Annotated in this window: 21 protein-coding genes and 1 pseudogene; 2 read left to right on the top strand and 20 right to left on the bottom strand. The window is 40.5% G+C overall.

Annotation, left to right across the window (positions count from 1 at the left end):
- Position 1: 1 nt before the first annotated feature.
- The 3 genes from A8805_RS01210 to A8805_RS01200 all read right to left on the bottom strand — a co-directional run bounded on the left by A8805_RS01210 (position 2) and on the right by A8805_RS01200 (position 4,172).
- Positions 2 to 922, bottom strand: coding sequence for a nucleotidyltransferase family protein (locus tag A8805_RS01210; protein WP_109708379.1), 921 nt, complete (start codon positions 920 to 922; stop codon positions 2 to 4).
- A gap of 16 nt (positions 923 to 938) precedes the next feature.
- Positions 939 to 2,756: an ABC-F family ATP-binding cassette domain-containing protein gene (locus tag A8805_RS01205; RefSeq protein ID WP_109708378.1), complete on the bottom strand. Its 1,818-nt coding sequence runs from the start codon at positions 2,754 to 2,756 to the stop codon at positions 939 to 941.
- An 84-nt stretch (positions 2,757 to 2,840) separates the two neighbouring features.
- Positions 2,841 to 4,172 carry an MATE family efflux transporter gene (locus A8805_RS01200; RefSeq protein WP_109708377.1) on the bottom strand — a complete coding sequence of 444 codons (1,332 nt, stop codon included), beginning with the start codon at positions 4,170 to 4,172 and terminating at the stop codon, positions 2,841 to 2,843.
- 187 nt (positions 4,173 to 4,359) lie between these two features.
- Between A8805_RS01200 and A8805_RS01195 the strand changes: the two genes are divergently transcribed.
- Positions 4,360 to 5,232 carry an ATP-dependent RNA helicase gene (locus A8805_RS01195; protein WP_109708376.1) on the top strand — a complete coding sequence of 291 codons (873 nt, stop codon included), beginning with the start codon at positions 4,360 to 4,362 and terminating at the stop codon, positions 5,230 to 5,232.
- Between the two features lie 23 nt (positions 5,233 to 5,255).
- Here the strand turns inward: A8805_RS01195 and A8805_RS01190 are convergent, their stop codons facing one another.
- From A8805_RS01190 to A8805_RS01120, 15 genes are all read right to left on the bottom strand, one after another.
- Positions 5,256 to 5,702 carry a chemotaxis protein CheX gene (locus A8805_RS01190; protein ID WP_109708375.1) on the bottom strand — a complete coding sequence of 149 codons (447 nt, stop codon included), beginning with the start codon at positions 5,700 to 5,702 and terminating at the stop codon, positions 5,256 to 5,258.
- Entirely contained in the window at positions 5,695 to 6,120 is a 426-nt protein-coding gene (locus A8805_RS01185) for a bacteriohemerythrin (protein WP_109708374.1), read from the bottom strand. Before A8805_RS01185 ends, A8805_RS01190 begins: the two co-directional genes overlap by 8 nt.
- A 137-nt stretch (positions 6,121 to 6,257) precedes the next feature.
- On the bottom strand, positions 6,258 to 6,608 hold the full coding sequence (locus A8805_RS01180; RefSeq protein WP_109708373.1) for a DUF2200 domain-containing protein: 351 nt from the start codon (positions 6,606 to 6,608) through the stop codon (positions 6,258 to 6,260).
- 22 nt (positions 6,609 to 6,630) lie between these two features.
- Positions 6,631 to 7,074, bottom strand: coding sequence for a GNAT family N-acetyltransferase (locus tag A8805_RS01175; protein ID WP_109708372.1), 444 nt, complete (start codon positions 7,072 to 7,074; stop codon positions 6,631 to 6,633).
- A 44-nt stretch (positions 7,075 to 7,118) separates the two neighbouring features.
- Positions 7,119 to 7,448 carry a tRNA-binding protein gene (locus A8805_RS01170; RefSeq protein WP_109708371.1) on the bottom strand — a complete coding sequence of 110 codons (330 nt, stop codon included), beginning with the start codon at positions 7,446 to 7,448 and terminating at the stop codon, positions 7,119 to 7,121.
- Positions 7,449 to 7,558: 110 nt separating this feature from the next.
- Positions 7,559 to 9,316 carry a sensor histidine kinase gene (locus A8805_RS01165; RefSeq protein WP_109708370.1) on the bottom strand — a complete coding sequence of 586 codons (1,758 nt, stop codon included), beginning with the start codon at positions 9,314 to 9,316 and terminating at the stop codon, positions 7,559 to 7,561.
- Positions 9,313 to 10,860, bottom strand: a complete 1,548-nt coding sequence (locus A8805_RS01160; RefSeq protein ID WP_109708369.1) for a response regulator transcription factor — start codon at positions 10,858 to 10,860, stop codon at positions 9,313 to 9,315. Before A8805_RS01160 ends, A8805_RS01165 begins: the two co-directional genes overlap by 4 nt.
- A 20-nt stretch (positions 10,861 to 10,880) precedes the next feature.
- Positions 10,881 to 11,753 (bottom strand): ribokinase, encoded by an 873-nt coding sequence (locus A8805_RS01155; RefSeq protein ID WP_109708368.1) that lies wholly within the window; start codon positions 11,751 to 11,753, stop codon positions 10,881 to 10,883.
- A gap of 94 nt (positions 11,754 to 11,847) precedes the next feature.
- Positions 11,848 to 12,903, bottom strand: a complete 1,056-nt coding sequence (locus A8805_RS01150) for a nucleoside hydrolase (RefSeq protein ID WP_181392707.1) — start codon at positions 12,901 to 12,903, stop codon at positions 11,848 to 11,850.
- A gap of 14 nt (positions 12,904 to 12,917) precedes the next feature.
- Positions 12,918 to 13,883 (bottom strand): ABC transporter permease, encoded by a 966-nt coding sequence (locus tag A8805_RS01145; protein ID WP_109708366.1) that lies wholly within the window; start codon positions 13,881 to 13,883, stop codon positions 12,918 to 12,920.
- A gap of 3 nt (positions 13,884 to 13,886) precedes the next feature.
- Positions 13,887 to 15,053, bottom strand: a complete 1,167-nt coding sequence (locus tag A8805_RS01140) for a sugar ABC transporter substrate-binding protein (RefSeq protein WP_109708365.1) — start codon at positions 15,051 to 15,053, stop codon at positions 13,887 to 13,889.
- 15 nt (positions 15,054 to 15,068) lie between these two features.
- On the bottom strand, positions 15,069 to 15,878 hold the full coding sequence (locus A8805_RS01135) for an ABC transporter permease (protein ID WP_242992249.1): 810 nt from the start codon (positions 15,876 to 15,878) through the stop codon (positions 15,069 to 15,071).
- Positions 15,879 to 16,010: 132 nt separating this feature from the next.
- On the bottom strand, positions 16,011 to 17,510 hold the full coding sequence (locus A8805_RS01130; protein ID WP_109708363.1) for a sugar ABC transporter ATP-binding protein: 1,500 nt from the start codon (positions 17,508 to 17,510) through the stop codon (positions 16,011 to 16,013).
- Positions 17,511 to 17,758: 248 nt separating this feature from the next.
- Entirely contained in the window at positions 17,759 to 18,430 is a 672-nt protein-coding gene (locus A8805_RS01125; RefSeq protein ID WP_109708362.1) for a methyltransferase family protein, read from the bottom strand.
- A 343-nt stretch (positions 18,431 to 18,773) separates the two neighbouring features.
- The gene (locus A8805_RS01120) at positions 18,774 to 19,478 is read right to left on the bottom strand and encodes a hypothetical protein (protein WP_207657665.1); all 705 of its coding nucleotides are present in this window, start codon (positions 19,476 to 19,478) and stop codon (positions 18,774 to 18,776) included.
- A gap of 252 nt (positions 19,479 to 19,730) precedes the next feature.
- Here A8805_RS01120 and A8805_RS01115 point away from each other — a divergent pair.
- Positions 19,731 to 20,723 (top strand): annotated as a pseudogene (locus A8805_RS01115) (IS110 family transposase).
- A gap of 174 nt (positions 20,724 to 20,897) precedes the next feature.
- Here the strand turns inward: A8805_RS01115 and A8805_RS01110 are convergent.
- Both A8805_RS01110 and A8805_RS01105 read right to left on the bottom strand, forming a co-directional pair.
- Positions 20,898 to 21,482: a uracil-DNA glycosylase family protein gene (locus A8805_RS01110; RefSeq protein WP_109708361.1), complete on the bottom strand. Its 585-nt coding sequence runs from the start codon at positions 21,480 to 21,482 to the stop codon at positions 20,898 to 20,900.
- 314 nt (positions 21,483 to 21,796) lie between these two features.
- Positions 21,797 to 22,249, bottom strand: coding sequence for a helix-turn-helix domain-containing protein (locus A8805_RS01105; RefSeq protein ID WP_109708360.1), 453 nt, complete (start codon positions 22,247 to 22,249; stop codon positions 21,797 to 21,799).
- Positions 22,250 to 22,673: the final 424 nt, after the last annotated feature.

Raw genomic sequence — 22,673 nt, 5'->3', positions numbered from 1 at the left:
TCTACTTCCACAAATGCAGAGGATAAACTCCCTGGACTTTCATTTGAACAACTGCATCTGCAACACTTTGCTTGTCTTCTTTATATGTAATGCCATACCATCTGTCCTCTGATTTCAGAACTTTTACTGCGGCTCTTCCTTCCCGGATTAATTCCCCCACCACGGTAGGAAGAAAATACTCGCATTTCAAAGGAGAATCTTTCAGATTTTCTCTCAAAAATACCGGGAAACGCTCTTCTAGTTCTTTCAGCATACTTTGTGTAAATCCGAACATATTCATAGAGACAATACTGTCTTCATCAATATGGTTCCAGGTTTTCCCGTCGTCCTCTGTAAAAACAGCGCCGTTCTTGTTTTTTTCAATATGCGTTCTTTCTGTAATTCCAGTCAGATAACCTTTTTCGTCTACTTCGCATACCCCCCGGGATACATAACCGTTCTCTGTTAAAGTATTGGACAGTCGGTATCCCACCATAGCATATCTATATTTATCATCATCCTCAAACACGGATAAATACTGATAAATAGACTGCAATGCCGATACTCCATAATAATCGTCTGCGTTAATCACCGCAAAGGGACCATCTATCACCGCTTTACAGCTTAGAATAGCATGTCCTGTTCCAAATGGTTTTACACGGCCCTCTGGAACCTCAAAGCCCTCCGGCAGGTTATCCAGTTTCTGATATACATAATCCACTTCCATGAATTCACTGATTCGATTGCCGACGCTTGCCCTGAATTCTTCCTCGTTTTCTTCCTTTATTATAAAAATCACTTTCTCAAATCCTGCGCGTCTGGCATCATATATGGAAAAATCCATAATAATGTGCCCTTCTTCATCAACCGGGTCAATCTGCTTCAAACCGCCGTACCGGCTTCCCATTCCAGCGGCCATAATTACAAGTACAGGTTTTTTCATCCTTTTTGTCTCCTCCTCAATTCCTCTGTGCTTCTATCCTCTCAGCCAAATCACTTAAATAAACCCACCGTTCCATTTTTCCCTCCAATTCCTCTTCTATCTGTTCTTTCTTTTCAGTTAGTTCAGATAACTTCACAGAATTGGTTGCATTGGACATTATATCATCCTCCAGGTGTGCTATTCTTTCTTCCAGTGCTTCTATATCCTCATTGATAGTCTCGTATTCTTTCTGTTCCTTATATGAGAACTTCAGCTTCACAGAATGATTCTGCTTCCAGTCCTTTTTTTGTGTCTTTTTTGCATCATTTTCTACTATCTTATCCGTACTTTCTCTGTCATCTAGCAGAGACATTTGCCTTTCTTTTGCTTCCAGATAATCTGTATATCCACCTTCATACTGCTGCAGATGCCCGCTTCCGTCAAATTCAAAAATCCTGTCTGCCACATTATCCAGAAAATATCTGTCATGAGATACAGTGACCACTATTCCCGGAAATGAAGTCAGATAATCCTCCAAAATTGTAATTGTAGGGATATCAATGTCATTGCTTGCTTCATCCAGCACAAGAAAGTTAGGTGCCGCCTGCAGAATACCCAGCAGGTAAAGTCTCTTTTTCTCTCCTCCGGAGAGCTTACTAACGGGAGCATATTGCATGTCCGGTGTGAAGAGAAACCGCTCCAGCATCTGGGATGCTGTAATCCTACCATCCTTTGTGGGAATGTACTCTGCAATATCCTTCACATAGTCAATCACTCTCTGCTCTGTATTCATATCGGGAACTTCCTGGGCAAAATACCCCATCCGGATTGTCTCCCCTGTCTCCACCCTGCCTTCATCCGGCTCTATAAGACCCGCCATAATTTTCAGCAATGTAGACTTTCCGCATCCGTTTGGTCCGATGATGCCAAGCCGCTGATTCTTCAAAACAATATAGCTGAAATCTTCTATAAGTTTCTTATCTCCATAACTCTTACTCACATGATGTAGTTCAACCGTCTTTTTCCCCATCCTCGTTTCAGGGGACTCCAGCTCCACTGTCTGGTCCTTCACAGGGCCTCCTGCATTCTTTAAAGCATCCAGTCTTTCCAGCCGCGCCTTCTGCTTCGTACTCCGTGCCCGGCATCCCCGTTTTGCCCATTCCAGCTCCATACGCAGAACGCTCTGGCGCTTTCGCTTTGAGGCTAATTCCATTTCCTCACGCTGAGCTTTCAGCTCCAAAAACTTAGAATAATTTCCCTCATAGCCGTATAACTGCCCATGGCTGATTTCCAGAATCTTATTTGTGACTTTATCCAGAAAATATCTGTCATGAGTAACCATGATAACTACGCCCCCAAATTTCCTCAGGTAATCTTCCAGCCAGGAAATCATCTCGCCATCCAGGTGGTTCGTTGGTTCATCCAGCAATAAAATATCAGAAGGGGCTGCCAAAACTCTTGCAAGTGCCACTCTCTTTTTTTGTCCGCCGGAAAGCACTTCAATCTTTTCATCGTGCTGCCTGATATCCAGCTTATTCAGCGCACTTTTTGCTTCACTTCTGGCAGTCCAGTCTGTCTCTGGTATGCCTTCCATTACATAAGATAATACAGTGGAACCTTGAGGAAATTCCGGATTTTGAGGCAGGTAAGCAATCCGCAGGCCATTCTGCTTCACTACCTGTCCACTATCTGCATCCTCCTGACCTGCCAGAATTCTCAGCATTGTAGTCTTTCCGGTTCCATTGATACCGACAATCCCGATTTTATCTCTCTTATGGATTCCATAAGACACATCATTAAAGATGACTTTTTCTCCGTATATTTTACTGACATGTTCCATGTTTAAAATGTTCATATGCCACTCCTTATCCATTGTTTCACTTTGTTTATCATAATGGATTTCCACTCAAACGTCAATGTTTCACACATTCCTTCCACTTTAAATAACATGCTGTTTTTTCCATATACCGGAGAAATAAAATGCCATGGACAGTATTGTTCCCATCAGCCAGCCGATAGGCCAGGACATCCATATGCCAGTTTCCTTCCAGAAACCAGACAATACGAAAGCTAAAATTACCCTCAGAATCAAATCAGTAAAGGTAGCAATCATAAATACTTTCATGGCCCCGGCCCCTCTTAGTATTCCATCTGCTATCAATTTTAAAGCGATTACTATGTAAAACGGAGAAACAATCTTTAAAAATTGAACCCCCACATCGGCTGCCTGCGTACCGCCTTCACTCATAAATAAATTTACAAGAGGTCTTGCGGCGAAGAAAAACAGAAGAAATGCGGGAATTGCCACACCTAAAACCATAGTGGCACCGCTGCGGAAACCTTTAGCAACACGTTCTGCTTTTCGCGCACCCATATTTTGGGCGGTAAAGCTTGATACTCCATTTCCAAGAGTAGAAAAAGACATAATTGCAAAGGTATTGATTTTCATAGCTGCAGAATACCCTGCCACAACTGCTGATCCATAACTGTTAATCACTCCCTGTACGAAGAGATTTCCTACAGAAACAAAGCTCTGCTGTAAAATGCTGGGGATTGCTACCCTCATAATCCTATTTAACATAGAAAGAGAAAATCGTTTATATTCTCCGCTCTCTATACCTTTCAGCCGTTTTCGAAGTGCCACGCAGACCAGCACAGAAGAAATCCCCTGAGCCAGAAATGTAGCCCAGGCCACTCCGCTTACACCCATATGGAATTTAATAACGAACACCAGATTCAAAATTATATTTCCAATGGAAGATGCAATCAGGAAATACAGCGGAGTCCTGGAGTCTCCCAGTGCCGTAAATATTCCTGTACAGATGTTATACAAAAACAGAAAAACCAGACCACATATGTAGATGTTCAGAAAAAGAAGGGAATCTCCCAAAATATCCTTTGGAGTCTTCAGCAGAAGCATCAAAGGCTTACTGAAAATCAATCCCAGAACCGTCAGAAAAATACTGATTCCAAATACAACCAAAAGAGATGTACTGATTGCACTTTTCATCTGTTTATATTCCTTTGCGCCAAAATACAGAGAAATTACGACAGAACATCCGATATTCAGCCCTGTAGCTACCGACATAAAAATCATCGTAACTGAATAAGATGCCCCTACCGCGGCCAGAGCATTTACCCCTATAAACTTTCCTGCAACTACGCTGTCTGCAATATTATAAAACTGTTGAAACATTACACTGACAAGCATGGGGATTGTAAATTTCCAAAGTATCCTGGAAGGTGCCCCTTCCGTCATATCTGTTATCATAATATGTCTCCTCTCCGAATTTCTCTCGTCCACATATCTTAAATATTTTCGCAACTTTTTTATTCTACCACTTTTAGAAAAAATATGAAAGAATTCTTAGAACTTTATGAATTTTTAACGTTAACCCTTGAGTATACATGAAAAAAGTTATACAATGACCTACATAAAAAAATTGAGGAGAAGTTTGATGAGCAGTACAAAAAATACTACTACATTTTTTGATGATGATTTTGAGGTGACTTATGAAGAAGAGGAGCCCTTCACATATAGTTTCGATATAGAACCAGTAACCAAAGATTTATCCAATAAAACTACTGTTATGGATACGTCCCATTACCAGGATGACAAATATCGAAATGGCAGATATCGGGATAACAGATATGATGAAGATATATATGACAGGGACGAGTATGATGCAGACATATATGACAAAGATGAGTATGACGCAGATATATACAGCGGGGATGAGGATGATGCAGACATATATGATAATTTTATCCGGCCCAGGCGCCGCCGCAGAAAGTCCGTTCCGGGTATACCGTCTTTGCCTTTCCCTGCAAAAAAGAAGGCTAAATATGGAACAAAAGCCATTTATCACGTTGCCCGCTCTGTTGTAAGAATTGTATCTTTTCTTATCACAGCAGGAACATTAGGTGTTCTGGCTTATAATTTCTGGCGCGGTGCTGCTCCTTATGGAGACCCCCAGACCATTTTGACAGAAAAGAATTATGAGCTTGCAGCTTACGCTGGAGTTGCCGCTGTTTTTCTACTGTTTGAATTTATTGCCCTTTTATGGTCCATGACCAGAATGAGGATCCGGGAAGGGAGAAAGGTTTATAAAGAAGATACCGGAAGAGGCTTATCCTCCTTTATCTTTTTATACATTGCTTCTTATCTTTCCTTCCTGCTCTGCTCCTTTTTACCTGACACATCAGGCACTTATGCCATTTTGAACGGAATAGAGGGAGCCCTCGATGTGTTCGGCTCCCTCCATAATATGCTGCTTGGTCTGTGCGCCGCAGGCGTTATTTCCTGCCTGGTACGCAGACGTATGAATTAATTTGTAAATAAATAAGCTTATTTCTATGCCTGGTTCAATCTGATATCTAATCCCATATTTCCTGCGGCGGTAGAAATCAGGCAGCTCGTCATCAGTTCATATGTCTTACCATTATCAGGGTTGCACACTGCCGGAGGCAGAATATCACATTTCATGTCATTCTGTGCAAGCTCAGTCAGAACATTTCCGCTGATAATATTGGCAATCTCAGAAATGGCGGAGGTTACAAACTCATCCACAGAGCTTATTTCCATACCGCTCATAATATTCACCATATTAAGAGAAGTATCGGAAGGAAAACGATATATGACCTCCCCCACAAAATCACCTACAACGCCAATAGAAACATCCACGCCTTCCTCGTACTCAAAACTTTCCACCACACGGCCGGAAACATCCGAAAGGTCAAGCATAAGCTGAAAAACATTGCGGGTAGCTTCCATAAATGGAGCATACAGTTTATTATTCATTGCCGGCTACCCCCTTTTTAATTGCATAGGTAGCTATCTTCTGGTCTTCCGAAGCCACATGGTTAATCAGCCATGCCAGAAGTTTACCGCCAAACTGCTGCATCAATTGTTCGTCAAAACCGCTCTTTTCATATTCGGCGGTAACCTGAAGAACATAATCCACCATATCTTTATGTATCTTTTTATGTATTTCATAACCCGGGTATTGGATTCTCTGCTGATACTCCTCCTCATCACGAAAATGCTCTACTACATATCCATTCATAAATTCCAATGTCTCATTGACACTGGCTACTTTTTCTTCCCATGGAACCGCAGAACGCAGGTTCTTCATAAATTCTTCAACCCTCTGGAATAGTTCCTTGTGCTGCTCATCAATATTAGGATCACCCAACTCATACTTTTCTTTCCAAAGCATATCCTTTACCCTTCCTTATCTTAATGTATTTACTGAAGTTTATTCAAAATTCAGTTGTCTGCTGTACCGCCTCGTGAAGCTGTTCGCATTTTAATATCTTACCTCATAGTGGGTGTACTGACAATATTTTCTTATTGTTAATGACGTAAAATTTTGTCCATTTTTTTGCCCTTGGCCAATTCATCTATTAACTTGTCCAAATAGCGAAGTTCCCGCATCATTGGGTCTTCAATTTCTTCCACCCGTATTCCACAAATTACGCCTTTGATTAAAAATCTTGACGGATTCAGATTTGGGGCTTCTGTAAAAAAATCTTCAAAATTGGTGTCCTTTTCCAATTGGGACTCTAACTCTTCCTGGCTGTATCCGGTAAGCCAGCGTATAATCTCATCAACCTCTTCTTTTGTACGGCTCTTCTTTTCAGCCTTAGCTACATAAAAAGGGTATACACTTGAAACACTAGTTGCAAATATACGATGTTTTTCCATATAGAACCTCCGTAATAAAAATCTATCTATAGTAATCTTCTCTTGATATAACTACCGGTGTTACTGTACCTTTGTAAAAAGGAACAGGTTTACCAATAATTTTCCCACCCATACTACAAATAATTCCTACAGTTGCATCCCGTGCATCCATATAAACTTCTTCAACCCCTTGTGAAAACAGGGCCTCCAATGAGTGCCGGGCTAACCTTGTACCAATTTGTTTTCCCCTGTAAGTATTATTTACTGCAAATCTCCCCCAATGAATCTGATTGTCTTCTTTCCACGCCGCTACCGCCCCTACAACCAATGAATCTATTGCAGCACACCACCACCGGGTAACGTCTTCTCCAATTACCTCAATTATATCTTCCGGAATTTCTTGTTCACCTGCAAATACTTTTACCTGTAACTTCATTATATCACTCATATCCATACTGGTTGCTTCTCTAATTGTCACCTCTTGCATATACACACGTTCCTCTTCGCCGCAAAACACTCCGTGAGTCTTGTTTAATAAATACGGTCGCCATTTTCAACAATTTCTGCTGGATTAAGTAATACAGTACCCTGCTGTGAATCACATCCCAAAATCAGCACTTCACTCTTGACGCCGGCTACTCGGCGGGGAGGGAAATTTACTACTGCAATCACTTGCCTGCCAATCAACTGCTCTGCAGTGTAAAGTACCGTAAGTTGCGCTGAGGATGTCTTCGTTCCAATTTCATCACCAAAATCAACTACAAGTTTATATGCAGGTTTTTTAGCTTTTTTATTTATGGATGCCTCTATAATTGTACCAACTCTCATATCTACTTTATCAAAGTCATCTATCGTAATCATTGGCTTTGTTTCCTTTCTAAACCCTGTTTTGACTAATTATATCAAAGCTGAAACCCAAAGTATAGCACTGAATATCACTTTATATACAATGCTATCAATCATAATGCTCATTAATTGTCTAGTGTTACATACTTTTCATCCAGCCGGTGAACCGGCAGAGTCAAGGTGATTACCGTACCTTTTTTTAAACCACTTTCAATCTTCATGCCATCATATGTCCGGTACAGATAGAATAAACGCTCACGGATATTGGACAACCCGATTCCCCGCCCTCTTTCTTCGGGTCGATAGTGAGCTTCTCGGACTTGTTTTAAACGTTCTTCACTCATTCCCTGACCATCATCCTGGACTTTGATTACGATACTATTTTGCTGTTTCAAAATGATAATTTCAATCGTTCCTTCAATATCTCCAGTCTCCTCATTGATTAAACCGTGAAACAGTGAGTTCTCCACCAGCGGCTGAATCAGATTCTTGGGAATCTGTTCTTCCAGAAGGTCGTCATCCACCCTCCAAGTCAAATTTAATTTTCCATCATATCGATACCGCTGGATAATGATATACTGCTCCAGTACCTTGATTTCATTGGAAATTGTATCAGTAATTTCAATATCATTTACCCGCAGCCGGTCGCACAGTATTGAAATCAATGCTGAATTCATCGTCACGACATCCTCACAGCGATTCTGACGAGCCAGATAGTTGATACTATTAATCGTATTATAGATGAAATGAGGGTCGATCTGGCTAATCAGCAGACTGAACTTAATCTGTTGTTTTTCTTCTTCTTTCTTCCTAATAATCTCCAGACTTTCTTTGAGGTCTGCCAGCATCGTATTAAACGATACCCCCAGCCTGCCAATCTCATCATCGCCCACCACTTCAACTTCACAGTCCAGGTTTTTCAACGCCACCGACTCCATGCTGTGTGATAAGCTGGTGACGGGTTTGATAATTCTACTCATCGCCCGCGATAGAAACAATAGCACCAGGACCAAAAAGGAGGTCAAAATAATCAGCATAGCGACAATATATCTGGCAAAACCATGCAGAATCGTACCATATGAGACAACCACTGAAACGGCCCATTTATTATTAACCGACCCTTGCACCAGACTAATTGCTCCATTGCTATGGCGGATTTGATTGCGCAGACTCTGACCGGCATTTTCTCGCGACAGCGCTGCCCAATCCTCCTTACCCCGGGAATAAAAGATATTCCCCTCTGAATCAATCAGTCCATAGTGATCAAAGGCGGTATCGCCGATGACTCTGGTTTCGTATAATAATTTGTTTAAATTGATAAACACGGTATAAACATAACGTTTATTATAGGTATAAAATACTTTTGAATAGGCTGTAGTGACTGCATTTTCATTGTTTACACTGGCCGTATATACCGGCGACAGACTGCTGCCAAACGATGAATCATAAATTCTCTGGTACCACTCCGTGTCGAGCTGCTCCTTATCGTTTTCGGATATTTTCGTCAGGGAATCCAGCCGGGGACCATCGACCTTTTCAATCATAACACAGCGAATCAGCCCTTCGGCACTGATTAATTGATTCAGATGCAAGGTCGCAATCTGCTTATTCTGTTCAGTAGAATCATAAAAATAATTCATGATATTGTTATTTTGTGCCACCGATAAAGCTAGATTCTCGGTATAGTCCTGGGCAAAAGAAATGGTCGAATCAATCTGCTGAACCATCTCCACACTGGTATTTGATATCCCTTCTATCTCCCTTTCCCCAAAAGACGGTACCATAATCAGCGTGGACAGAATCAGCGAGGAAAAAAACATGATAATGCCAATTAAAACAATAGTCCGGTATATTTTTGATTTAATCGATTTAGATGGTTTCATAAATTCGTTTCCTTATTTAAATATTCGCTGGGATAGCAACCTTCTTGTTTATAAAATATCTGGCTGAAATACTGACCGGTCTGATAGCCCACCGCATCTGCTATTTCATAGATTTTCTTTTCTCCTGCCAGCAATAATATCTTAGCCTCTTCAAGACGAACTTGGGTAATATAAGCATTCAACGTCATTCCGGTCTCCTTCTTAAAAATCATCGAGAGATGACCAATGCTTAGGTTTATCACATCGGCGATTTCTTTAATAGATAGGGATTGACGCTGAAAATTCGCGGCAATATATTGCCGCACCTTTACAACTGGTCGCGAATATTTACCAAATTCCTGATTCTTTCTAATGTCTGCAAGTAATGAAAATTGAGTACAAAACCATTTGCAGATATCTTTCGCCCGCAGCCAACAATCCCAATCCAGCCCGCTCTTGACTGTTCCTAAGTTGGTCCCCGCCAGCGCTTTGACTTGTCTCGTCAGCAGACTATACATTTCACCGGCAAGCAGATTCAAATGTTTATAATCTTGCGGCATCGTTTCAAAGATACCTTCAATTTCTGCAACTATCTCTTTGACATCATTCTTGCCTACAGCCTTGTCAAGCCGCGAAATATCTGAGGTGTTAGCCTTCTTAGCCGGATTTTTAAAAGGTTCTGTTAAATCGATTGTTTCGGCATTGCTGATAAAGTATTTCTGAGAAAAAACGGCTTTGCTGCTCTGATACAGCTCTTTAAACTTTAGCAGGCTCATGCGCTGACCGACAATATAGATTGTGAACGAGCGCTGAAAGCTTTGCGCGAGATTCTTTTTGAAACGATTCTTGTAACGATATATCGCATCGATCCGCTCTGATATGAGATGTTCCTCGGGTTCAATCACCATCAGAATGCGATTGGCATCAAGCTTTACCGCCATCACAATATCGGCATCCTCCAGTTCGATTTCACAGCAGTCTTTTAGGATTTTATCGATGCGGATTTGATATTGGCTCAGATCATAATCAGCCGGGAGAAAGACAGGCAAATCCTGTTCGATAATCAGATAGTTATAGCGTTCACTTGTGAAGTCGCTGCCAGCATCCTTCATAGTGTTATCATCCGCCTGGAAAAATTCGGTCAGGCGATTTTGAGCAAGCAGATTTGAAACCTGTTCTTGCTCTTTTATCAAGCCCCTTAATTTACCTAGAACCTCACTAAAACTTTCTTTCGTAATAGTACCTTTAATAATATAATCATTGATGCCGTAACGAATTGCACTTTTGGCATAACTAAAATCTTCATAAGCAGTCAGCAGCAAAATCTGTGTCGCTTGATTTTCTTCCCGCAGTCTTTTGATCAACTCAATACCATCCATGAATGGCATTTTGATATCGGTAATCACCACCTGCGGATGATATTCACGAAACTTTATTAGTGCCTGTTTGCCATTTGCCGCGGTAGTGACTATATGAAACCCCAGCGCTTGCCAGTCAACGATGGTTCGTAAATCTTCAACCACCAGCCGTTCATCATCTACAATCATTACGGTTATCTGCTTCATATCATCACTTCCTTTTTGCTTTATTTTAGTTCATCTTGATAAGGGATTGAACCGGCCGCCCCTTTCTTGCCGACTGCTAATGCCGCCGCTTTAGAAGCCTGCTCTAAGCAGTCTTCAATCGTTTTTCCATCAGCCTTTAAAGCCAGGTAATAGCCGGTAAATGTATCACCCGCTGCCGTCGTGTCTTTAACCGCAGCCGGAATTGCTGGCTGCTTGAGAACCATCTCCTGATATTGATAGATACTGCCCTTTTCACCCAAGGTTAAAACCACCTCAGCATGCTGGTACTTTTGCCTCATTACCCTTAAAATATCACTTTCATCAGAGACTCCGGTAATCATCGCCCCTTCATGTTCGTTCATAATAAACAGCGACACCTTACTGAAATCACATTTTAAAAGCTCATCATTAATTGGCGAAGGATTCAAGACAATATACATCTTTTTCTGATATGCCTTTTCAATCAACAAATCAATCCCATTTATTTCATTTTGAAGCAGTAAGATATCACCCTCGCCAAAGTTTTTAAGTATTGCTTCGCTGAAAGACGGGTCATTCATCCTATTAGCGCCGCCGTATAAGATAATGCAGTTCTGACCGCTTTCATCAACCTGGATAATTGCATTCCCGGTTCTTTTTGCCACCACTTTTAAATAAGTACAGTCGACTCCATCGGCTACCAGAAGCTCCCTCAAACTTTCCCCATCAACACCGATCATTCCGGCATGGAAGATTTCATGACCGGCCCGTCTGATTGCCAGTGACTGATTAAGTCCCTTGCCGCCGGGATAGCATTGCAAATCAAAAGAATCAATGGTTTCACCTGGTTTTACAATCTCTTTGACCGCATACACATAATCTAAATTTAATGAGCCGAAATTCAATATTTTCATATTTTTATAACCTTTCTGATTTATTATACCATAGATACTTAAGGAATAAACAGAAAGGACACTTCCATAATGCAGTGTCCTTTTCTTGTTTTCTTTATTTAGGCGCCCGGCTTAATTTTTCGAACATATCACCGAAAATGCCGTCCCGATAAACAAAATTACACATTCTGATCAGATGGCTTTGCTGTTGCATCTGCCATTTCACATCATCCGTCAACCGCGGTGCTGATACCAGTGTGGTCGGACACCATCTGGGGTTGATAAGATAACCAATGACCGATATATCCCAGATGATACGCGAGCTGGCCATTGCCATAAATTGACTCTCTTCGGTCATTGTCTCAGCATAGTCGTCGACACCCTGCAGGTAAGTCAGGCGGAATAGAGACAACATATTATTAGCCGCTTCTGGAGATAACTGTTCAATAACCGTATCCGCCAGGAATGTGCCAATCCGGCTTTTGCCTTTTAAACATTCTGTCAGCTCAGCACTTGTTGTCACCAGGTGTGAGGCTACCGTCATACACGGAACCATGACCAGCGGCACACCACATTCCATGATAATCTGTGACGCATAAACATCCTGTCCAATATTAAATTCTAAAGTATGGGGCCAATATAACGGCTGCCCCGACAGCCAGACAATCACTATCTTCTTAATAATTTCTGGTTCCATCAGGATTGCCGAAGCGATGTTGGTAATCTCGCCCAGCGCTGCCACATATAAGATATCCTCGCTGGCCATCGCCCGTTTTACCAAATCCTTTGCAGCATCGCTTGCAATTGGCGTCTGCTTATCCTTCATATAGCTGTCAGAACCGCGGAATACCTTTCCCTCCGGGGATATTTCTAGATGCTTAAAAATCTTGATGATTTCCTGATAGCTCAACTCCAGACCCTCTTTAATATCGCTGGTCATCGGCGCTGCCACATCATCTTGTTTTATTAAATTATCAAAGAACCCTGAGGAAAATGGGGCCGCATAAACCGCTTCTACATTTAGCCGCTCTGGAGACATCAGTGCATAAGAGACGGCAAACTGATCGTCCACTTCATTGTATGTATCGGAATCAATTACAACGTTAATTTTCCCCTGGGGCGGGAGTAACATCTTTCTTCTTTCCAGTTCGGATAACACGGGATATTTCATTATTTTCATCTCCTTTACCCGGCAATTTCGGGTGCAATCTTTTTTTGTCTCACTCTTTTTTCTTTGATCCATTCTAAACTATTCGAGCCGACCATAATAATCAGCAGGAAGCCGCCCAGGACGATGTTCTGGAAGGTGTCGGGCAGACCTAACGCAATCAGACCGACGAAAATGGTATTGAGCATTAATTGGCTGATAAAAATCCCAAAAGTCAAGTTACAGAACGGCCGCAGTACCATTGCGATGATAATTCCCATCAAGGGCTTAAACAACAAGGAGGCACTGCCCAGATTGGTTTGGGCACCAATTGAGCCGGATTGACTGATGGTTAAAACTGCGGCGATGGCGACAAAGATACTGCCAATCAGGAAACTGCCGATCTTGATTTTCTGAACCTTGATGCCGGCGTTTTTCGCCACCACTTCATCGCTGCCAATCGCTCTCATATGAAAACTAAATTCAGTATAGTTGATAATGCAGTAAAACAATCCTGCCGACACAATTAACACAAAAATGATTTGGGGTGCTGTGCCAAGCACTGCATATTGATAATCGATGGTGACAAAGCTAAATCGCCCAGATATCTTTTTACCAATGATTTCGAAGACCATCGTCAACGCCATCGTTAAAATAAGTGATGGGATTTTACACAGCCAGTTTAGTACTCCGGTTAGCAACGCTGCCGCCAGACTTGCAATCAGTGTACCAAGAATCAGCCCGGTCAACCCGTATTGCGCTGAAGCGATACCACCGATTAAGCCGCTGATGATAATCCGCGAGCCAATGGTAAAATCAAACAGACCGCTAATGTGGATGAAAGCATATGCATATGCGGTGATTGTCGGAATGATCGACTGCAGAAAAATGGTATAAGCAGTGTTTACATTCCCAAAACGCTTGAAGCTGGCAATTAAAAATACGCTATATACTGCAATCGGCAGTAGCAATGTGATCAGGCTATTCTTCAGTACTCGTTTCATGTTTTAATCTTCCATCCCTTCATGTCTTTCAACGACGTTTTGTACGCTAAATTCATCGACAATCCCTTCAAAGGTTTCTTTACTAATATCTTTGTTATAGAATTTAATCATTCTCTCTTTGATTTCATCGGCTGTATACACTGCATTATCGCCAAGGAAATATTTGAGGAAATCATTTGCTTCTTCAGCCGAAGTGAGTTCCAGATAATTGGTAACCAAGTTATATGGTTCGCCTTCCACAATCGGTGTTCCGATAACTGCATTAACTAGTATTACTGTTGACAACAGCGGATCAATCTGCTGCTGACCGCCATATGCCACATGGAAAGAACCATTCTCAAAATATTCACCCATTGTAAAGTCAAAGTCAATTCTGCCGACAATGATATCACCAGATTTCTTATGGTCAGATAAGGTTTTCTCAATCGTTGGCAGAGCTGCGTCGGCATAAGTTCCGGCTAATAGAATTCCATCCAGCTCTGGATAAGCCGCCAGATAACTTTCGATTGCCTTAGTCATATCGGTTTGTGATGCTATGCCATACGTCGTATTGAGGAGATTAATACCAGTCTCTTCCACCGCCTTTTCAATCCCTTTATCACGCAAATCGGAAGAGGTGTCACCTTTCGCAATATTGATTACACACAGATTCTTGACCCCTTGATCCACCATGTTATTGACAATGTTAAAGGCACATATCTCATCATCTTCAAAACATCCGCCGGTAAAATACTCTGAGCTATACACCTCTTCTCTGATGCTGTCGTCGTTAATGGTCCTAAACATCGTACCATAGTATACCTCGGCCTCGGTGCACATCTGATTGACTGTCGCCAACATGGAATCAGATGCCGGCATTAAGATAATGCCGTCCACATCGCGGCTAATCAGATCTGAAACATTATTAATTAAATCTTCTGCGGACAGATCACTCTCGACTAAAACCAGCTCGCCGCCTGCAGCTTCAACCGCTGCCCGGACATTATTGACAATTGATACAAAAGTCGGATCGGTTGATGATGTTGCCCACGGAAATCCAATACTAAATGCAGCCGGGTTATCTCCGCCGTTTTCTGTTTGCTTTTCTTCACTGTCACCTTTGGCACCGCATCCAGTTAATGCCGATACCACCAATACTGCTGCTAATAATAACGATAATACTTTTTTCATATTCTTCCTCCTAGATTATTTGATAACTGCTACATTTCTTCGATCAAATGATATGACAACTACGATAATTAATATTATGCCTTTTACCAGCTGCTGGGTCAAACCATCAATTCCCATCAGCGACATGCCGTTCTGCATGACTGCCATCGAGATACTGCCGACCATTGCCGTTCTGTATTTCACCCCCCATCCTCCAGATAATGGCATACCGCCGAGAAGCACCGCCAAAAGCACTTCAAACTCAAATGCATCTCCGGTTTTAGAAGACGCCGTAGTTGTACGAACTAAACTGAAAAATGCTGCCAAGCCGCAAAGGGCTCCTGATATTACAAAAGCTGCCGTCTTTACCCTTTCAACTCTAATGCCCGACTGTCTGGCGGCGTCTTGTGATGCGCCGATAGCCCGGCAGCTCTTTCCAAATGAGGTAAACTCGAATAATATAAAAAACAGAACCAGGACCGCTATAAACACCGGTATTTTGACATGGTCGGCATCAAATCTGCGCATCTCCGTCGGAATACCCACCGAACCGTTTAATAACAAGACCATGACCCCTCTGGCAATAAAGGATACGGCCAGCGTGCCGATAAATGACTCAACCTTTAACCGAGAAATCAGCACTCCATTGATTAGTCCAATCAGTAAGCCGGTTAGCATCACCGCCGGAAATATAAAGACGGTTCCCTTAGCTCCGGCCAAGGCGCCAACCGCGGCCGATAACCCTAAGGCCGCACCCACCGAAAGATCAAGTTCTTTTAATGACATGAGAAACAGTACGCCGACAGCCCCTAAACCGATGGTGAAAAAATTATTAAAAATATTCATTAAATTTCTACTTGAGAGCAAACGTCCTTCTGTGAAAATCTGAAACGCAAGCAATATTAGTAGTAACCCAATAAAAGAAAAATAGCTAAAAATTATACTCCGAAAATTTATTTTTTTCATATTTCCCATCCCTCAAATCATTTTTTCCAGTAATTTTGCTTCGGTCAGCTGCTCTTCTCTGAAGAATTCGCCTGAAATTCTGCCGTTCTTTAAAACCAACACCCGATCGCTCATACCGATTAGTTCGGCTAGTTCCTCTGAAATCAGGATGATTGACTTTCCTTCGTTTTTAAGCTGCTCAATAATTTTATAAATAGAAGCTTTAGTTCCAATGTCAATGCCCCGGGTCGGGCAATCCAGAATCATAATTTCCGAGCCTTTTCCCAGCCATTTTGCCAGTACTACCTTTTGCTTGTTCCCACCGCTTAAAGTGTTACAGTACTGATTAACTGATAGAGCTTTGACCTTTAAAAACTCATACCACTTCTGGGCCAAAAGCGTTTCGCGCTTTTTCGAAATCAAGCCTCCTCTTGATATCTCTTTCAGCGATGGCAGACAGATGTTATCTTTAATGCTGCAGACCGTCATCATCGATTCGCGATCCCGATTCTTTGATACATAGGCAATTCCGTGCCGGACGGCCCAGGCCGCGTTTTCTACCCGGCCGCTGCCAGACAGCCGGGCTTCGCCCTGCTTTGGTTTGATTAACCCAAATAGGGCCTTGCCAAGTTCATGCATCCCGCAGTCACTCAAACCACCGATTCCTAAAATCTCGCCTTTATGAAGTTTTAGCGATACTCCATTGATGCCGCTGGCGGTCATTGATTCGGCTTCTAAGACCACTTCGCTGCAGACTTTGACTTTCTCGTCACTGCGATAATAATGTTTTGATATATCCCGTCCAATCATCAACTGTTTGATTGTTTCTTCTGCAAACTCCTCTTTCCTTAGATTGGCGGTTAATGTCCCGTCTCTTAGAACCGTCAGCGAATCACATTTCTCCATGATTTCTTCAATATCATGAGAGATGAACAAGACCGAGCCACCACCAATTTTTACTTGTTCCATCACCCGGTATAACACATCTCGGCCGCTTAAAGTTAAAGCAGTGGTTGTTTCATCAACAATCAACAGACAGGGATTGGTATAAAGAGCCCTGGCTATTTCCACCAGTTTACGGTCTTCAAAGGTCAGTCCATCGATAATCTGATCTGGCTTTATATGGCTGACCCCAATTTTTTCTAACGCTTCGGCCGCGGCGCAGTTAAGTTGTTTAATATTCACCAATCCACCTCGGGAAAACATTGCCTCTTTACCGAAAAAAACATTTGCAGCCACCGTTATTCCGCCGATCGTCCCCTGTTCCTGGACAATCATACTAATTCCCCGGTCAACTGCCTCAATAGTTCCACTGGGTTGATAGGAATCTTGCCCTATGTACATCATGCCGCTATCAGGTGGCTGTATCCCCGCGCAAATCGAAGAAAATGTGGATTTCCCGGATCCATTCTCACCAATCAGCCCGTGCACCTCTCCTCCATGAATAACCAGTTCAACTTCCTGCAAAGCTTTCGTCGCCCCAAAAGACTTGTTGAGTTTTTCTACCCGAAATAAAACCTGTGTCTCTTTCATAACCTCACCCTTTGTTTTATATTTGTTAATAGTGATTATACAGGTATCTTTTGTTCATATTACCTATAAAATCTTCATATTTCGTTCAAATTTATCATATTTTTACATAACCCGTCATATCACAGCACAATTTCCTCCATATGAACAAAAAGCTGTCCGTTGTGGTTCATTTCCCGCAACAAACAGCTTTATTTAACGATATGGGGTTATATGACTGGAATAATACTGCAAATAATTTACGTATTACTTTACCAGACGAATGGAATAAGCCTATATTTTACACGTTTCTTATAATCGGTATATCCGTCTAATCCTGACTCTAATATGCGTTCTTCATTACGAATCCGCTTCACAATTAATACCGGATAAGATAAAAATATAATAAATGAAATAGCTGAGCCCAATATAATAGGTATTGCCAAAAAAAGTAATAATGTAACCGTATACATAGGATGCCTTACAATCCCATACAGCCCTGTATCAATCACTTTCTGATTTTCCTGTACTTCAATAGTTCTTGAAAGATAAGCATTTTCACGCAGAACTTCTGCATAAAGACCATATGCAATTAGAAAAATTAATGTTGCTACCCCCACAAGCCAAACAGGAATATGTACCCACCCAAACCTAAAATCAAGGGCGGCTATTACAAAGCCACTAATAAACATTATAACTGATAAAATAATTACTGATTTCTGCTCTGTTTCCTTTTCCTTCGTATTCAAACGTTTTGCTAATAATTCCGGCTTTTTCATCAAAAGTACAATGCCTAAAATAGGCATCGGTATAAACAATACTGCAATAAACAGCCATGCATTCCAAAACAGGAATGTTCCTGCCGGAATAAATAACAAGAAACCTGCAATCAGCAGTCCGAAAAAAAGTTTAATGCAAGCTTGAAATAAAAGTTTAGTATTCATTTTCGCCCTCCTTAAATTGAATTTAACCTAACCGAAATCGAAAACCAAATATGATTGTAACCAAAACAGGAATTAAAATAATAATAAGACCTGATAACACAATAGCTGTGAGGACTTTTTCCTCGTTTTTCAGAAACGCATACAATCCCCTGTACGCCAATATTCCCTGTTTGGGCTGAATAATTCTAAAGGTGAAACGTACTTAAAAATCAACGCATAAAAAAGCAGAAGAATGTACAGCAAAAGAAAAACACCAAACAGCATAAAGGAGTTGAATGGTTTCATTTTTTTTATATAATTTTATCTCCCTAAATATAGATTGTTGTACATACTCCTTTTGACTTTATCCTTGTATAAATTTCAAAATCTTTTTCTCCTGGGCCTCTGGATTTAATGTATATACCTGTTCAGTAATCCTCGCAATCGCCTCTTGCTTTTCAATCTTCGCTGCCCGGCTAACCATTTCTTCTCCAAAAAAATCTTCAACAGTACAAAATACCGTAGACGACCAGCCGTATTCCGCTCCTTTTTGAGACAGCTTCTGCTGTTTTCCACACATAGTAAGATACATTTTCATTTGCAGTTCAATCATTGCCCGGTCAAACTTAGACTTATCTTCTTTGGAAATCTCTCCAATCTGCTTGATTGCATGCAATGGCAGTGTCCCGTGTTCAAGAATAATCTGATATATCTTTTTAGCATAATGAGAAATCATTCCTTTCTCATATTCCTCCTCAAGTGTCTGCCCTTCTCTTCTGGCTGCCAGAAAATATGGATAGAATTCTTTCGTTATATAGCCGCTTTTTTTGAAGAAGAGCTTTGCATAGGCAATATCATTCCGTTCGTCTAGAACACGCATACGCCATTCCCACGGATCGGTCTCTAAGTCTTCTGTATGCCAGCGCACCGGAGTATCATATGGTGGCTCCTCATTCCAATTCCAGGAAACAGCAGCATAAATACCTTCTGCGTTTCCACCTCCCATTGAAAAACCCGCCTGCAATAATACCTTTATAAAATCATTATAACTATAGATCTCTTTTTTCATTTTCCTTGTATTCTGTATTTGTAACCAAATATAGCATACTCTCCTTTCTTCTCAACTTTGTTATAATCAATAGTAACACTGTGGACTTTTTATTTTTCCTTATAGCTTTGACTATTTGTAGGAGTGTATTGCCACAGTTTTATCTGAATCATTTATAGTTGGATAAGTCTTAGAACTTTTATTTCACGCAAGTCTATGAGGGTAAAACTAGGTGGATTATCCACAGTGATTTCATGCAAAGGAGCTGATTTTATGATTTACTTAGGTATTGATATTGCCAAACTAAACCACGTTGCATCCGCTACTGATTCGGATGGACAAGTCCTCATTCATAATCTATGCTTTACCAACGACCATAAAGGGTTTCAAAAGCTATTGAACTCCATTGGTGCCTTCGATAAAGAACACTTTCTTATCGGTATCGAATCCACCGCCCATTATGGCGAAAACCTTATCTGCTTTCTCTTCAACAGAGGATTTCAGATTTGTTTAATCAATCCTATTCAAACTGCTACACTATGAAAAACCAACATCCGTAAGACCAAGACGGATGCTGTTGATTCTTTGCTCATTATCAAGTCATTAATGATGAACAAGTATCGTATCTTTTCACAACAAGATTTGAATTCCTTGCAATTAAAAAACCTCTGTCGCTTCCGCCAGAAACTTATCAAGGCTAGGACAAAGGTTAAAATCCAACTGGTCTCTTATATGGATTTACTATTCCCTGAACTCCAATACTTCTTTAAATCTGGAATTCATGGCAAAGCTGTTTATGCTTTACTTAAGGAGTGCTCTAATCCCGACAAGATTGCGACTATGCATCTCACGCGGTTATCAAACCTGCTGAACAAGACCTCTAAGGGCCACTTTAAACGATCACACGCCGTGTGTTTAAAAGAGCTTGCAGCACAATCTGTCGGTACTAAGAATGATACCTTATCTTTGCAGATTAAGCAATCTATAATTCAAATTTATGCCGGCCTTGACCCTTCTGTCCATCAGTCTGGTAACTACCAAGCTGCTAGAACCCGAATGTCAAAAAGAGGCTCTAAACTACTTCGATATGCTTTGATTAATGCTGCCTGGCAAACCACCTTGGTCAACAAAACATTCCAGGAATACTTTGATTTGAAAGTTTCTCAGGGGCGCCGACACTACAATGCTCTTGGGCATGTGGCTCACAAACTCGTTCGTGTGATACATAAAATGATGACTGACAATCTAGAGTTTAACCTAGCCTAGTCCTACTATATTTAATTTTCAGGCATCCAGAGGATGCTTTCTTTACATACACTTTTTTAAGCCAAAACTTTTTCCAAAACTTTTTGATTTTCTATTGACTATTCATAGTTGGTCTCCTATGTTAATTCAGTATTTAATTATCATCGGCTCTCTTAATGTATCATTTAGCAATAATTAACTATTAATATTTAAAACATTGTGCAAAGCCTTTCTAATCTCAGGCATCCGCTTTTTTTCAAACTCCGGCCGATCTTTAAGCCATTTCGTATTTAGCGGGGATGGGTGGGGTAATACATAGGCCGGTTTACTATTAATCTCTTGATCTTGAAATACCAAATCAGTAAAGTTCTTTTTAGGAAAAAAATAATTAGATGCATGTCTCCCTATTATAATATAAATTAAGTTATCCACAGATTCTAATTCAAGAAGCATCCATTTTTTTGCACAGTTCTTGGGAGGAATACGGTCTCCTCCTTTTGGATTTTTCCCAGGATAACAGTGCGCAATAGAGGTAATATAAAAGTAATCGGGGTTATAAAACACCTCATCTTCTATTTGATACCATTCCCTCCTCAGTTTTTTGCCGCTCAAGTCATTAAACGGCTTTCCTGTTTCATGAACCAACAAAGACGGTGCCTGACTAATCTGCATAATTTTAGATTCAGAATGTCCAAAAAATACCGGATGAGGTTCATACCCAAATAATTCATCACATTCTCTGCACCGTAAGATTTCTTCTTTTAACTGTTGTATCTTCATAATAATAGTCTCCTTAGCTTCATGAAAGCTCGTTCATCCTCTAATCTCCTACTCTTAGTCATTTACTACAATCCTTATATTAAAATATGCATATATATTATGTACATATTTCCAATTTTTGAACCACTATTCTATCTAGGAAAATTGCACGGCTAAATTTCTGTTTTACAGCATTAAAAAACTACTAACTTAATATTTGATATGCCCTCTTCTAGATAGACAGTTAAAATTATATAAACTGTTTATTTATGAAGGGAGCATATCAATTTCATAGTTAGTAGTTAATTGACCTCTCATTTGTATTAAACTGATATTTAATTTCCTTTATCATTCCAGACACTAGCTAAAATATCTTTGAATACCAAAAAAGCGTCTGTATCATTATATCCATATTCCTTTTTCAAGCTATATAGCATTTCTTTTATTTTAGGAATATAATCATTAACATTAACCTCTTGCTGATAAGTTGTTAAAATCGGATACTTTTCCCCCCACACCTTTGTCCAATCAATTTCCTGTTGCTTTTCTTCACTGGTCTTTTCAATAACCTGCTGTATTTCCTTTAAATCAATATCAAACTCTATCAGTTCATCTAAAGATAGGCCATATATAGTTGCCAACTTTTTTGATTGGCGTATGTCAGGAAGCGTTTCGTCGAGTTCCCATTTTGAAATGGTTTGTCTGCTTACTCCCAATTTTTCTGCAACTTCTTCCTGTGACAACCCTCTTTTCTTTCGTGCATTGAACAAATTACTTCCTAAGTTCATTAATTCCACCTCCAAATTTAATATAAGGTAAGTATATCAGTATATAAAAAGAAATCTACCAATTATAGTATGCACTTATGCACTTTTTCTTAACATTCTATAGAGTTGCATTTTGATTTTCTAACCTAAGGACACAGTAATCTCTACTAACTATCAATATTAAGTTATCAATGTACAACACTTTTGAATCACCAATTCAATCGTTTTCAGGTACTTCCCTGCTCTTCTTTCAGATGGTTCTATTCTATCATACTTTGCCATTTTGTAGAGGGATATCTTTTTTATTCTGATTTGTCTTGATATATATGATGGTTGATAATAATATAATTAAATCGGAATTTAATCGTTCTATTTGTATCTGTTCTTTAAGATATAGACAAACAATTAAAACTGCGCCAACCACGAAAGTCAGTGCAGTCTTTAC

It is taken from the genome of Faecalicatena contorta (assembly GCF_003149105.1).
Taxonomy (GTDB): Bacteria; Bacillota; Clostridia; order Lachnospirales; family Lachnospiraceae; genus Muricomes; species Muricomes contortus_C.
The sequence above is the reverse complement of the archived record's forward strand: the minus strand, read 5'-3'. Positions and strand labels throughout refer to the sequence as shown.

What these genes read in the sequence shown, in the direction of transcription:
- A8805_RS01185 (WP_109708374.1), bottom strand. Translation starts at nt 6,120, where the DNA reads ATGCTTTGGAAAGAAAAGTATGAGTTGGGTGATCCTAATATTGATGAG.
- A8805_RS01165 (WP_109708370.1), bottom strand. Translation starts at nt 9,316, where the DNA reads ATGAAACCATCTAAATCGATTAAATCAAAAATATACCGGACTATTGTT.
- A8805_RS01145 (WP_109708366.1), bottom strand. Translation starts at nt 13,883, where the DNA reads ATGAAACGAGTACTGAAGAATAGCCTGATCACATTGCTACTGCCGATT.
- A8805_RS01190 (WP_109708375.1), bottom strand. Translation starts at nt 5,702, where the DNA reads ATGAATAATAAACTGTATGCTCCATTTATGGAAGCTACCCGCAATGTT.
- A8805_RS01160 (WP_109708369.1), bottom strand. Translation starts at nt 10,860, where the DNA reads ATGAAGCAGATAACCGTAATGATTGTAGATGATGAACGGCTGGTGGTT.
- A8805_RS01110 (WP_109708361.1), bottom strand. Translation starts at nt 21,482, where the DNA reads ATGAAGATACAACAGTTAAAAGAAGAAATCTTACGGTGCAGAGAATGT.
- A8805_RS01200 (WP_109708377.1), bottom strand. Translation starts at nt 4,172, where the DNA reads ATGATAACAGATATGACGGAAGGGGCACCTTCCAGGATACTTTGGAAA.
- A8805_RS01140 (WP_109708365.1), bottom strand. Translation starts at nt 15,053, where the DNA reads ATGAAAAAAGTATTATCGTTATTATTAGCAGCAGTATTGGTGGTATCG.
- A8805_RS01125 (WP_109708362.1), bottom strand. Translation starts at nt 18,430, where the DNA reads ATGAATACTAAACTTTTATTTCAAGCTTGCATTAAACTTTTTTTCGGA.
- A8805_RS01135 (WP_242992249.1), bottom strand. Translation starts at nt 15,878, where the DNA reads ATGAATATTTTTAATAATTTTTTCACCATCGGTTTAGGGGCTGTCGGC.
- A8805_RS01210 (WP_109708379.1), bottom strand. Translation starts at nt 922, where the DNA reads ATGAAAAAACCTGTACTTGTAATTATGGCCGCTGGAATGGGAAGCCGG.
- A8805_RS01180 (WP_109708373.1), bottom strand. Translation starts at nt 6,608, where the DNA reads ATGGAAAAACATCGTATATTTGCAACTAGTGTTTCAAGTGTATACCCT.
- A8805_RS01105 (WP_109708360.1), bottom strand. Translation starts at nt 22,249, where the DNA reads ATGAACTTAGGAAGTAATTTGTTCAATGCACGAAAGAAAAGAGGGTTG.
- A8805_RS01205 (WP_109708378.1), bottom strand. Translation starts at nt 2,756, where the DNA reads ATGAACATTTTAAACATGGAACATGTCAGTAAAATATACGGAGAAAAA.
- A8805_RS01195 (WP_109708376.1), top strand. Translation starts at nt 4,360, where the DNA reads ATGAGCAGTACAAAAAATACTACTACATTTTTTGATGATGATTTTGAG.
- A8805_RS01130 (WP_109708363.1), bottom strand. Translation starts at nt 17,510, where the DNA reads ATGAAAGAGACACAGGTTTTATTTCGGGTAGAAAAACTCAACAAGTCT.
- A8805_RS01155 (WP_109708368.1), bottom strand. Translation starts at nt 11,753, where the DNA reads ATGAAAATATTGAATTTCGGCTCATTAAATTTAGATTATGTGTATGCG.
- A8805_RS01170 (WP_109708371.1), bottom strand. Translation starts at nt 7,448, where the DNA reads ATGATTACGATAGATGACTTTGATAAAGTAGATATGAGAGTTGGTACA.
- A8805_RS01150 (WP_181392707.1), bottom strand. Translation starts at nt 12,903, where the DNA reads ATGAAATATCCCGTGTTATCCGAACTGGAAAGAAGAAAGATGTTACTC.
- A8805_RS01120 (WP_207657665.1), bottom strand. Translation starts at nt 19,478, where the DNA reads ATGAAAAAAGAGATCTATAGTTATAATGATTTTATAAAGGTATTATTG.
- A8805_RS01175 (WP_109708372.1), bottom strand. Translation starts at nt 7,074, where the DNA reads ATGCAAGAGGTGACAATTAGAGAAGCAACCAGTATGGATATGAGTGAT.